The sequence below is a fragment of the Pseudoalteromonas sp. 78C3 genome, assembly GCF_002836695.1.
In the GTDB taxonomy this organism is placed as follows: Bacteria; Pseudomonadota; Gammaproteobacteria; order Enterobacterales; family Alteromonadaceae; genus Pseudoalteromonas; species Pseudoalteromonas arctica.
In genome coordinates, this window is record NZ_PJAV01000175.1 from 1 (window position 1) to 12,154 (window position 12,154).

The following is a 12,154-nucleotide window of genomic DNA, read 5'->3' on the forward strand; positions in this document are numbered from 1 at the left end:
ATAACTGGGAATGAGGCCAATTATTATGAGTTCACACTATGTGCAGCAACAGCAGCAAATAAGTAAAGTTAAGCAATTTTTTTCACAACAACTAGAAACCCAACTTGGGCTGGTTGAGGTTCAAGCCCCAATTTTGGCTAAGGTTGGCGACGGTACGCAAGATAACTTAAGCGGCCATGAAAACGCAGTTGCTGTAAATGTGAAAGCGATTACAGATAGCCGCTACGAAGTGGTGCATTCACTGGCTAAGTGGAAACGTAAAACACTGGCAACTTATGGCTTTAGTGTTGGTGAGGGTATTTACACTCAAATGAAGGCTTTGCGCCCAGACGAAGATTCATTAAGTCCTATTCATTCTGTATATGTTGATCAGTGGGATTGGGAAAAAGTAATTAGCGAAACGACAGAGCGTTCGCTGGCTACACTAAAGCAAACTGTTCAATCTATTTATAAAGGGATAAAAGAGACGGAAGCTTTTGTAAGAGAGTCTTATGGCTTAACGCCTTTTTTACCGGACGATATTAAGTTTGTGCACAGTGAAGAGCTACGTAAAATGTATCCTGACTTTAGTGCTAAGCAACGCGAAAAAGCCATTGCACAAGAATATGGTGCTGTATTTTTGATTGGTATTGGTGGCGCGCTTGGAGATGGCAAAATTCATGATGTAAGAGCCCCAGATTACGATGATTGGTCTACGCCAACATGCGATCAATATATGGGTTTAAATGGTGATATTTTAGTATGGAACCCAGTACTTGAAGATGCATTTGAAATATCATCAATGGGTATACGTGTAAGCCCTGAGGTTTTAAAAGCGCAGTTAAGTACAACTGGAGATGAAGACCGCTTAGAGTTTGATTGGCATAAAGCGCTACTACAAAGTAAATTTCCGCAAACGATTGGCGGTGGAATAGGGCAGTCTCGCTTGGCTATGCTATTGCTACAAAAGCAGCATATTGGCCAAGTACAAGTGGGTGTATGGCCAAGTCAAACTTATGATACGGTAAGTGGCTTACTTTAAATTGTAAAAAAGTGAGTTAATTTGAGTGCTCAATAGAGCACTCAATTTTTTAGTGTGTTTTAAACTCTATTTCAATTTTATTATTTAAAAGTTTAACGTTGCACGGAGGGTAATTGCGGATTGTTTTAAGTACTTTATCAAAAATATGAATCTCTACACCTGAATGCAAAACAGAATTCACCGTTAAATTAGCGTCGCTAAGTAAATCGTGTAAGTCGTGATCTAAGTTTGAAAGACGTTTTTCTAATTTCTCTGCTTGCTCACAGTAATGTTTTTGAGTAGCTCCAATTTTAGTAATTAATATTTTCTTCTTTTCGGCATCCTTCACTAAATCAGTTTTTTCTAGCGCTGCTTGCAGCGTATCTAATTGTGCATCTGTTTTAGCTAAGTCTTTAAAGCAATTATCAGTATCCGCTGTTATTTCAGCGCCAGAAGCCGCTAGGTTAATAATCATTTTAGCGCCTGATTCATTCCCTATTTCGCCAGCAATGAGAGTTGTTGCATCAAGTATTTCACCACCAAATATTTTACCCTTAGGTAAGTCTGATTGACCAACTTGCAGTAAGCGCTTAGCTTTTATTACACAATGGCTTGTTTGGCGATCAATAAAAATATTATTTGCATCGAGGTAACAATACTGCGAGTGAGATACATGAATATCACCTAGCGCAATTAGCTTGCAAGAAAGTGACTTACTATCCATTTTTTGATGGCCAATAATGCCTTGTTTAACCGTGATGTTTCCTCCTGCGGTAAGCTCGCCAGATTCAACCGTGCCAAATATAGTAATATCGCCTTTGGCAGTTACTTTCATCCCAGGGTCTATATTGCGAGTAACAATAACACTGCCTTGAAAATCAATATGGCCGCTTTTTACATTTACATCTGAAATGGTAAAAATATCGTCGACACGCATACCATTATTAATTTCAACCGGAACACCAGCAATAGTAGAGACTAACTCAAGCGGATTCATTTTTGATATTTCAGTCCCTTCGCCTGCCACTAATTGTTTATTTTCTCCGGGCTTTGCGGGCAGTATGTCACCTATTACGGTAAAGCCTTCTTTACCGGGGGTTGCTGGTTGCTGGCGAATAAGCACAGAGCCAGGTTCTACGCTTGCAAGCTTGCCAAAGTCGCGCATGTCCACACTGCCATCTTCTTTGAGCTTGGGCGCTTTTAAGCGGTCTTTTAAAGTCTCTACGGTTGTTATTAGTTTAGTGGCTAAACCATCGCTTGGGAGCCTACCTTTAGCTAATATCCCTTTAACTACAGATCCCGCAGAGTGTTCAGATTGTTTTTGCAGCAGCTGTTCTAAAAAAGCTTGTTTATACCCACGCACAATGCCTGCTTTAACGAGTTGTTTTTTTGCATCTTCTAAACTTAATAACTTTCCACCTTGGGCAAGCGTTAGCTCGCCAATGGCCAGCATTTTATCGTCGCTAATTGTTACATTTAAAGTGGCATTGTGTTTTGTTGCTACAACGAGAGTTTGTTGTGTGTTTTCGTTTTTAAAAAAATCATTAATAGCGTCATGATCTATTTTACAGTCGCAAAAAGCTGACTTTTCGAGAGCCTCTAAAATAAATGCAGCGCTGGGAGGAATATGTTCTTTTACATCAAGTAAAACATTTCCATTGTTGGCAAGCTTAAACACGAGTTAATCCTTTTTTACTACTTAAGTTAAGTTTGTTTTTTAAAACACAACTACAGATTGCTAGAAATTTACATTTGAGTCAAGAAGTCAGATAAAACGAAGTGTGGAGCGAAAAATAAAGGCTATAGAGAAGCTCTATAGCCTGTAATACTTAATTGGTAGAAGGTAATTCCATTATTCCGTCTATTTCAACTTGTGCACCTTTTGGTAGTGCACGAACACCTAATGCAGCTCTCGCTGGGTAAGGTTGTTTAAAGTATTGGCTCATCACTTCATTTACAGTGGCGAAGTTAGATAGATCAGTTAGGTAAATATTGATTTTAACTAAATCGTGAATTTTTCCGCCTGCTTCTTCACATACCGCAGCAATATTTTTAAATACTTGATGCGTTTGCTCGCTAAAATCTTCTGAAATCATTTCCATCGTTTCTGGAACTAATGGAATTTGACCAGATAAATAAACAGCGGTACCTACTTTAACTGCTTGGCTGTAAGTGCCAATAGCTGCAGGTGCTTTGTCGGTAGAGATAAATGCTTTATTCATGTGTTTCCTATTTTATTTTTTACGATAGACTTTTTGTACATCAGGCATAACGCGAATGCGGCGCATAATGTTAGCAACGTGGATACGGTTTTTAACGGTAACCCCCAAATCTATCACGTATAAATTACTTTCTTTTTCATCGGTGGCAATTTCGACAATATTGGCTTGGGTTGTAGCGACAACATTGGTTAGCTTAGCTAACGCGCCTTGATGGTTAATAATTTCAACTCTCAGAGCTGCAATATATTCTTTTTCTGGGTTATCGTCCCATTTTACAACTAAGTATTTAGAGCGCTCATTTTCCCAACCACGAATATTTTTACATTCTTGGCGGTGAACGGTCAGGCCCTTACCTTGGCTTATATGAGCTGTAATGGCATCGCCTGGTACAGGTCGGCAACACTTAGAGTAATTCACTAACATGCCTTCAGTACCAATAATGGTCGCTTTAGCTTGGCTTGTTATATCAGTTAAATCGTCATTGTCATTTTGCAATAAGCGCTTGGCAATTAACATACTCATTAAGTTACCAGAGCCAATTTCTACAAGTAATTCAAGAAGCGTAGTTAGTTCGTGCTCTTCAAGTACTCTCGCTATATTTTCATCAGCAATGCTATCTAGTTTGTTTTCGCCTAATGCCGAATCAAGTAAACGACGCCCTAAAAGCATAGCCTCTTCATGATGCTGGCTTCTAAGGTAATTACGAACACCTAAGCGTGCTTTACCAGTAACAATAAAGTTTAGCCATGTTGCATTAGGGTGGGCACCTGAGCTTGTTATTATCTCTATGGTTTGCCCTGTATCTAATGGCCGACTTAAAGGATGTGGCTTGCGATTAACGCGAGCGCCTACACAAGTGTTGCCTACATCAGTATGCACTGCATACGCAAAATCGACTGCGGTAGCGCCCATTGGTAGCTCAACAATACGACCATCAGGTGTAAATACGTAAATTTCTTCTGGGAATAGCTCAGTTTTTACGTTTTCAATAAATTCAAACGATGAACCCGCACTTTGCTGAAGCTCTAATAAGCTTTGCATCCATTGGCGAGCACGTTGCTGCGAAGTATTACCGGCACCATCACCTGATTTTTTATACATCCAGTGCGCCGCTACACCTTTGTCGGCCATCTGATCCATATCGTGAGTACGAATCTGAATCTCAACAGGTATCCCGTGTGGGCCAACTAATGAAGTATGAAGCGATTGGTAACCATTAGTTTTTGGTACAGCAATATAATCTTTAAAGCGTGTTTCTATAGGCTTATAAAGACTATGAGCCACACCTAATACGCGATAACACGTATCCATAGAATCAACTGCAATTCTAAACGCGTAAATATCCATAACTTCGTTAAATAGCAGTTCTTTATTAAGCATTTTTTTATAAATACTATATAAATGTTTCTCACGGCCTGACACAGTCGCTTTAATGCCTGACTCTTCAAGACGTGCTTCTATTTCATGTTGGATATTAGTGATAACTTCTTTGCGATTACCACGTGCTTTAGCTACTTCAGATTTAAGTGCGCGATGACGCATAGGATATAAAGCTTGAAAACCTAAGTCTTCAAGCTCATTTTTAATATCGTGAATACCTAAGCGGTTTGCTATTGGCGCGTAAATCTCAAGCGTTTCACGTGCTATTCTGCGGCGCTTATCTGGGCGCAGTGCCCCTAAAGTACGCATATTGTGCGTTCTATCAGCAAGCTTGATTAAAATAACTCGAATATCCTGAGTCATTGCCATAATCATTTTGCGGTAGTTTTCAGCTTGGAATTCTTTTTTATCTTTAAAGCTGAGCTTATCGAGCTTACTTACACCTTCAACGAGTTCTGCCACAGTTTCGCCAAAAATTTCGGCTAAATCTTGTTGGCTAAAATCAGTATCTTCAATTACATCATGCATTAGCGCGGCCATGAGCGTTTCATGGTCAAGATGCATGCCTGCAAGAATTTGGGTTACTTCTACTGGATGAGTTATGTAAGGTTCGCCACTTGAGCGAGTTTGTCCTTCATGGGCCTCTCGGGCTACCACGTAAGATTTTTGAACCAGCTCTACATCAGCAGCGGGCAAGTATTCTGAAATTTTCTTTTTAAGACCTTCAAAAAGATACATTCACACTCCAATGTTCTAGGGCCTGTTGACCTTTCAGGATTAAAATTTGTTCAATCTAGGGGCGATTTAATCGCGGCGCGAGGTTTTTAGCCTAGCGGGCTAAGTAAAAATCGAGCAACAAAGAGTAAATTGCCCCTAGGCAGAACCCTTTGGGCAGCACATGTTTGGCATTTATACTGCGTTATCGCCTATTTATGGGAAATAACCACACTACATAGGCTCTGCCTTGCCTAAATACCAAGCATACTGCTGCAAATTTAACCTCGAAAGATAAACAGGCCCTAGTGAAGCAAATTAGGTAAGCTACGAATATACGATGAAATGAAAGGATTGCCAACGGCTATAGTAGAAATACTGCGCCGTTGGCTAAATCAGACCGGGAGGTCGATTATTGGTTGCCACCAACAATGGCAGCAACAGCAGCTAATTCTGCTGCTTCTTGGTGTTGTTGTTCTTCACGGTCAATTAAGTCCATTGAAGCGCTATCAACTAAACCTAATTCAATTTCACGTAAAGCAACTACCGTTGGCTTATCGTTTTCAGGGTCTACTAGTGGAGTTTTACCACCAACAGCAATTTGGCGGGCACGACGAGCCGCAACTAAAATTAAGTCAAAACGATTACCAACTGCATCTACTGCATCTTCAACTGTTACGCGGGCCATCACAGCACTCCAAAAATAATTTAAAAGCAAAGACGTAGTTTACTCCAAGGAGCCACTTTCGCCAATAGCCAGTGTTCAATTTTTATCAGTTTTACTTGCCTAAGCCTAATTTAAGTAAGCTTAAATTATTTAAGCAGACTATTTAGTAAAACTTGGTGACGATCTTCTTGCGCTTTTAGTGTTAAGCGCTGAGCCATTACAATTATTTCTATGTCGGCAAGTGCGCTCTCAAAGTCATCATTAACAATTACAAAGTCGTATTCGTTATAATGTGATGTTTCAGATTGTGCTTTTGCCATACGAGAGGCAATAATTTCAGCCGAATCTTGGCCACGGTTATTTAAGCGTTGTTCTAATTCTTCTTTTGAAGGAGGTAGAATAAAAATAGTTTGTACGCTTGGCATAATTTTGCGCACTTGCTGAGCGCCTTGCCAATCAATATCTAAAAACACATCAATACCGGCATCAAGTTGCGACTCAATAGCCTGCTTTGATGTGCCGTAGTAATTATCGAATACTTGAGCCCATTCAAAAAAGTCATCTTTGGCAATAAGCGCTTTAAATTCGTCTGTAGATACAAAGTGATAATGCACGCCATTTTCTTCACCTGGGCGAGGGGCGCGAGTTGTATGTGATACAGATACTTTCATGTCAGCGTGTTTTTTTAATAACGCATTGATTAAGCTTGATTTACCAGCACCAGAAGGGGCTGACAAAATAAATAAGTTACCGCGAGTTTGTGCCATGTTTTTATCTACCTAAAAATAAACAGGCTTGGGTTACAAGTAAGCCAAGCCTTTAATTAACTGCATTGTACTTTAATTAGCTCACCTTGCTCAAGTTAGTCGTGCTCATGTTGGTCATGCCCAAATTGGCTCGGGAGTGTTTTACTAAGTTACGCTTTAAATAAAATTGCAGTTTAAAATTATTAACAGAACTAGCCGCTAGATATAAGTATTTGATAAGGTGAAGTATCACCTATTACAGGATCCGTCATGCTCAATAAAACTTTATTTACCGCACAACAAGTAAGAGATAGTGAAGCTTTAGCTGCTAAAAATAGTCATTGTGATTTATTTACCCTAATGCAGCGTGCAGGCGAGGCCATATATAAGCAATGGCAGTTATTTGATGCACAGCATACATTAGTTATTGTTGGCCATGGTAACAACGCTGGAGACGGTTACATTGTAGCTAGGCTTATTATGCAATCAGGTAAAGAGGTAACAGTATGCGCAGCTGAGCCTAATAAAGTATTAACCGGTGATGCAGCAAAAGCGCAGCAGTTATGGATTGAAGCGGGTGGGGTGGTTTCTCATTTTACAAAAGACACTCTTAATAAGTGCGATATAGTTATTGATGCGCTCCTTGGTACTGGCCTTAAAAACGCAGTGCGCGATAATTTTGCGAATATAATAAAAGCTGTAAATAACAGTGATAAGCCCGTAATAAGCATTGATATTCCATCAGGTATTGAAGCAAATACAGGGCAGCCTTTAGGATGTGCAGTACAAGCGACTTCAACCGTTACTTTTGTGGGCATTAAGCAAGGGCTCGCAACGACGGCAGGTAAACAATATAGCGGTAAGTTAGTATTTGATGATTTAGCAATTGGCGATGCGTTTACTTGTATCGCTCAATCTTCAGGAACCCTTGTTAATATCAATAGCTTTAAAGGAATAGCCACGCGGGCAATCAATAGTCACAAAGGAAGCCACGGTAAACTTTTATGTGTTGGTGGCAATCAAGGTACTGCAGGTGCAATTAGGTTAAGTAGTGAAGCAGCTCTTAGAACGGGTGCTGGCATGGTAAGAGTGTATACACACGAAAGCTCAATAACGCCTATTAGTATTGGCAGACCAGAACTTATGGTAAGCAGTAATAACTTACATCAAGCGCTAGAGTGGGCAAGCTGCGTTGTTATTGGCTCAGGGCTTGGGCAAGACGAGTGGGCACAACAAACATTCGATGAAGTAATGCAATATTGCCAAAACAATAAAATGCCATTGGTTATAGATGCAGATGCCCTTAATTTACTGGCTAAGCAAGCTTCATCATACACGTTAGAGCAATGCGTACTTACTCCACATCCCGGCGAAGCTTCGCGACTGCTAAGTGTTAGCACCAGCGAAATCGAATCTGATCGTTTTAATTATGCCCGCCTTTGCGCTAAACGCTATAACGCGACTTGTGTATTAAAAGGCGCAGGAACATTAATAGATAATGCCCAGCACACGTGGGTATGTGAAGATGGCAACCCGGCATTGGCCGTTGGCGGCAGTGGCGATGTACTCACTGGTATTATTGGGGCATTGCTTGCCCAAGGTTTAACTATTGATGAAGCAGCACGCTATGGTGTAACACTGCATGCTAAAGCCGGTGATATTGCAAGTGAGCGAGACGGGCAAAGGGGAATGCTACCCAGTGATTTATTCGCAATTGTAAGAGAGTTAGTTAATAAAGTGACGTGAGTTTAAGCGTCACTCAACTATCAGTGTTCGGCTTTAAATTGTGGAACGTTATTGCACCCACTAAAAAGCATACACCTACATAAAGCCAAACACTGCTCGCTATAATATTCCACGTATCGGCTCGTATTAATGCAGGGATAATTATTAAGCTTCGTATGATACACAAGGTTGCAATAGCAGTTAAAGCGGTTCTAGTAAGTACTATGTTACGCACTAAGCCAATTGCTGATAAGGCAAATGCAGTACAGGCAAACATGAGTCCAGCTATTGCAATACTACCTAAAGGCGCAAGGAATGTACCTTGCTGTGATGATTCTATTATTTGTATTGGGGCGCGAGCAAATATAAACCAACTAGTGCCACCCCATATACAAAGTAAATGCCATACAGCCGCTGCAGATGCAATAACTCCTGCGCTTAATAAAAATTTTGCTTTTATATTTAACAGCATTTTATCTCACTGATTATTAAGCTGTAATAAATCCCATTTTGTACCATACAAGTCTTCAAAAACCGCTACGGTGCCATAGGGTTCTACTCTAGGCTCTTCGTTAAATGTAACGCCTTTAAAAAGCATTAAATTATAATCTCGCCAAAAGTCATCAGTATGCAAAAATAAAAACACGCGCCCACCCGTTTGATTACCAATAGCGCTGATCTGTTCGGGTGTTGTGGCTTTAGCAAGCAGTAGATTAGTCCTGCTCGAATTAGTCCCATTTGAACTAGCCCCGTTTGAATTTGGAGGTGAAATCAACACCCAGCGTTTACCCTCTCCTAAATCAGTATCCTCAACTAACTCAAAGTTAAGCTTTTGAGTATAAAACTCAATGGCATCGTCGTAGTCCTTAACAACTAATGCAATGCTGCCGATATGCTGTTGAACGTTAGTCATGTTTAGCTCACTCCGTACTATTAAATAAATGTGCTTTTTATCATATTTAGTAAACGATTACGCAGGTATATGCCCGCAGTATGTAATATGAATTAACTTACGAGTTCGTCTTCATCATCGGGTGGATCACCTGAGTCTTCTTTGCGTTTTCTTTGTTCTTGTTTTGCTTTTTGTACATTTTCGTATGTAGGCGGTGGGATAGGAATAATAGAAATAAGCGGAAAGAATGCCAAAAATAAATAAGCCCCCTTAGACATACTTTTACCCCACGTGACCATTTTGAGCATAGCCCAAACTACGAATGAAAATAACCCAGTCACAAGGGCAACAAAAACAAAGAAGATGAATATTCCGTTATTATTTAATAAATCCATTTAATATAAATCTTAGTTATACGTAACTTAGATGTGGGTATAAATTAAACAATATCAATCTGCTTTATAATAAAAAGCAAAACCCAGCCGAGGCTGGGTTTACTTTAAATCGATTTTTTAGTACTAAGTGCATAAAGTGTTTATCTGTGTAATTCACCAGCACGTTCTGGTTGATAGGTTACTTCTTTTATTTTTACCTTTATTAAGCCGCCACTCGGTTTAGGCCACTCAATTTCGTCGCCTTGGTTTAGCCCAAGTAATGCGCTACCAACGGGTGATAATATCGATATTTTATCGCCGCTAGAGTCACTGTTCTTTGGGTACACCAAGGTTAACGTAAATTCTTCTTTAGAAGACTCAACAATAAAGTTTACAGTTGAGTTCATCGTTACAACTGACGATGGCATATCTTTAGGTTCGACTATTGTAGCTCGTGCCAGTTCAGCTTCCAATTCTTCTTTATTAGCAAAGCTACCTGCAGGCAATGATTCCATTAAGTCATACAATCTATCTGCATCGAGTGATGAGATGATCAGTTCAGGTTTTTTATTCATCTTAATATCCTTAATAATTTTTAATAAATAAAATTAACTCTGAGTATGGCTTGGCATGCATTTAAGAAGCAAAGGGATACGCGAAGTCATTTTATTAATTAGCCACACCTGTGGCTTTTACTTTATTTGTGCCCAATAGCTAAAAACCCAGCCGAAGCTGGGTTTTTATTTGAGCTAGGTGTTTAGGGGGTGATTACATCATGCCGCCCATACCACCCATTCCGCCCATGCCACCCATATCAGCGCCACCAGCTTCATCTTTTGGGATTTCAGCTACCATTGCTTCAGTAGTGATCATTAGACCCGCAATAGACCCTGCAAACTGTAATGCAGAGCGTGTTACTTTAGTTGGATCTAGGATACCCATTTCAATCATGTCGTTGTATTCGCCAGTTGCTGCGTTGTAACCGTAGTTACCTTCGCCGCCTTTAACTGCGTTAATTACAACTGATGCTTCTTCGCCAGCGTTAGTTACGATTTGACGAAGTGGTGCTTCCATCGCACGAAGTGCAACTTTAATACCGTGGTTTTGATCTTCGTTGTCGCCAACTAAATCAACCAGCTTGCTAGCTGCACGTACAAGTGCAACACCGCCACCAGGTACTACGCCTTCTTCAACCGCTGCACGAGTTGCATTTAATGCATCTTCAACGCGGTCTTTTTTCTCTTTCATTTCCATTTCAGTAGCAGCACCTACTTTGATTACTGCAACACCGCCAGCTAGTTTAGCCATGCGCTCTTGTAGTTTCTCTTTATCGTAGTCTGATGTTGCTTCTTCGATTTGTGCTTTAATTTGTGAAACACGACCGCTAATACCCGCTTCTTCACCAGCACCATCAATGATTGTTGTATCATCTTTAGTAATAATTACGCGCTTAGCTGTACCTAGGTCTTCAACTGTTGCTTTTTCAAGCTCTAAGCCGATTTCTTCAGAAATAACAGTACCGCCAGTTAATACAGCGATATCTTGTAGCATTGCTTTACGACGGTCGCCAAAACCAGGTGCTTTAACTGCTGATACTTTAACAATACCGCGCATGTTATTAACTACTAATGTAGCTAGTGCTTCGCCTTCAAGGTCTTCTGCGATGATTAGTAGTGGTTTGCTTGCTTTAGCAACCGCTTCTAATGTTGGTAATAATTCGCGGATATTAGATATTTTTTTATCTACAAGTAGAATAAATGGGTTATCTAGTTCAACAGTGCCTTTTTCTGGGCTGTTGATAAAGTAAGGAGATAAGTAACCACGGTCAAACTGCATGCCTTCAACAACATCTAGTTCGTTTTCAAGTGATTGACCTTCTTCTACAGTAATAACACCACTGTTACGGCCTACTTTTTCCATTGCTTGTGCAATGATGTCGCCAATCTCTTTATCAGAGTTAGCTGAAATAGTACCTACTTGTGCAATTGCTTTAGTATCAGAACAAGGAACAGATAACGCTTTAAGCTCTGCAACAGCAGCAATAACTGCTTTGTCGATGCCGCGCTTAAGATCCATTGGGTTCATACCCGCTGCAACAGCTTTAAGGCCTTCATTAACAATAGACTGTGCAAGTACTGTAGCGGTAGTTGTACCATCGCCGGCTGCATCATTTGCTTTAGATGCAACTTCTTTAACCATTTGTGCGCCCATGTTCTCAAACTTGTCTTCAAGTTCGATTTCTTTTGCTACAGATACACCATCTTTAGTGATAACTGGTGAGCCAAATGATTTATCTAGTACAACGTTACGGCCTTTAGGACCTAATGTAACTTTTACTGCGTTTGCCAGGATGTTTACGCCAGTTAGCATTTTAGCGCGTGCGTCACCTGCAAAAAGTACTTCTTTTGCTGCCATGTTTTAAATTCCTCTAAAT

The 12,154-nt window shown here is 40.2% G+C and carries 12 protein-coding genes; 2 read left to right on the top strand and 10 right to left on the bottom strand.

From position 1 onward, the window contains the following. The first annotated feature begins 25 nt into the window (after nt 1–25). Nucleotides 26–1,021, top strand: coding sequence for an aspartate--ammonia ligase (gene asnA, locus CXF76_RS19455; RefSeq protein WP_101164414.1), 996 nt, complete (start codon nt 26–28; stop codon nt 1,019–1,021). Nucleotides 1,022–1,070: 49 nt separating this feature from the next. Here the strand turns inward: asnA and CXF76_RS19460 are convergent, their stop codons facing one another. From CXF76_RS19460 to gmk, 5 genes are all read right to left on the bottom strand, one after another. Then, nucleotides 1,071–2,678 carry a DUF342 domain-containing protein gene (locus CXF76_RS19460; RefSeq protein WP_101164415.1) on the bottom strand — a complete coding sequence of 536 codons (1,608 nt, stop codon included), beginning with the start codon at nt 2,676–2,678 and terminating at the stop codon, nt 1,071–1,073. A 151-nt stretch (nt 2,679–2,829) separates the two neighbouring features. Continuing rightward, complete coding sequence (locus CXF76_RS19465; RefSeq protein WP_007580015.1) at nt 2,830–3,222, bottom strand: RidA family protein; 393 nt, start codon at nt 3,220–3,222, stop codon at nt 2,830–2,832. Nucleotides 3,223–3,234: 12 nt separating this feature from the next. Beyond that, on the bottom strand, nt 3,235–5,340 hold the full coding sequence (gene spoT, locus CXF76_RS19470; RefSeq protein ID WP_007580016.1) for a bifunctional GTP diphosphokinase/guanosine-3',5'-bis pyrophosphate 3'-pyrophosphohydrolase: 2,106 nt from the start codon (nt 5,338–5,340) through the stop codon (nt 3,235–3,237). Nucleotides 5,341–5,728: 388 nt separating this feature from the next. Beyond that, entirely contained in the window at nt 5,729–6,004 is a 276-nt protein-coding gene (gene rpoZ / locus CXF76_RS19475) for a DNA-directed RNA polymerase subunit omega (protein ID WP_007378835.1), read from the bottom strand. Nucleotides 6,005–6,129: 125 nt separating this feature from the next. Then, on the bottom strand, nt 6,130–6,750 hold the full coding sequence (gene gmk, locus CXF76_RS19480) for a guanylate kinase (protein WP_024589559.1): 621 nt from the start codon (nt 6,748–6,750) through the stop codon (nt 6,130–6,132). 249 nt (nt 6,751–6,999) lie between these two features. Between gmk and CXF76_RS19485 the strand changes: the two genes are divergently transcribed. Beyond that, nucleotides 7,000–8,475 carry an NAD(P)H-hydrate dehydratase gene (locus CXF76_RS19485; RefSeq protein ID WP_101164416.1) on the top strand — a complete coding sequence of 492 codons (1,476 nt, stop codon included), beginning with the start codon at nt 7,000–7,002 and terminating at the stop codon, nt 8,473–8,475. Nucleotides 8,476–8,488: 13 nt separating this feature from the next. On the opposite strand, the gene CXF76_RS19490 is transcribed toward CXF76_RS19485, so the two are convergent. The 5 genes from CXF76_RS19490 to groL form a co-directional block, all read right to left on the bottom strand. Then, nucleotides 8,489–8,926 (bottom strand): hypothetical protein, encoded by a 438-nt coding sequence (locus tag CXF76_RS19490; RefSeq protein WP_024589561.1) that lies wholly within the window; start codon nt 8,924–8,926, stop codon nt 8,489–8,491. 6 nt (nt 8,927–8,932) lie between these two features. Continuing rightward, nucleotides 8,933–9,367, bottom strand: a complete 435-nt coding sequence (locus CXF76_RS19495; protein ID WP_024607667.1) for a VOC family protein — start codon at nt 9,365–9,367, stop codon at nt 8,933–8,935. 92 nt (nt 9,368–9,459) lie between these two features. Beyond that, on the bottom strand, nt 9,460–9,654 hold the full coding sequence (locus CXF76_RS19500) for a hypothetical protein (protein ID WP_198551867.1): 195 nt from the start codon (nt 9,652–9,654) through the stop codon (nt 9,460–9,462). A 227-nt stretch (nt 9,655–9,881) separates the two neighbouring features. Then, on the bottom strand, nt 9,882–10,295 hold the full coding sequence (gene rnk, locus CXF76_RS19505; protein ID WP_010555031.1) for a nucleoside diphosphate kinase regulator: 414 nt from the start codon (nt 10,293–10,295) through the stop codon (nt 9,882–9,884). 193 nt (nt 10,296–10,488) lie between these two features. Continuing rightward, nucleotides 10,489–12,135 (bottom strand): chaperonin GroEL, encoded by a 1,647-nt coding sequence (gene groL / locus CXF76_RS19510; protein ID WP_024589564.1) that lies wholly within the window; start codon nt 12,133–12,135, stop codon nt 10,489–10,491. Nucleotides 12,136–12,154: the final 19 nt, after the last annotated feature.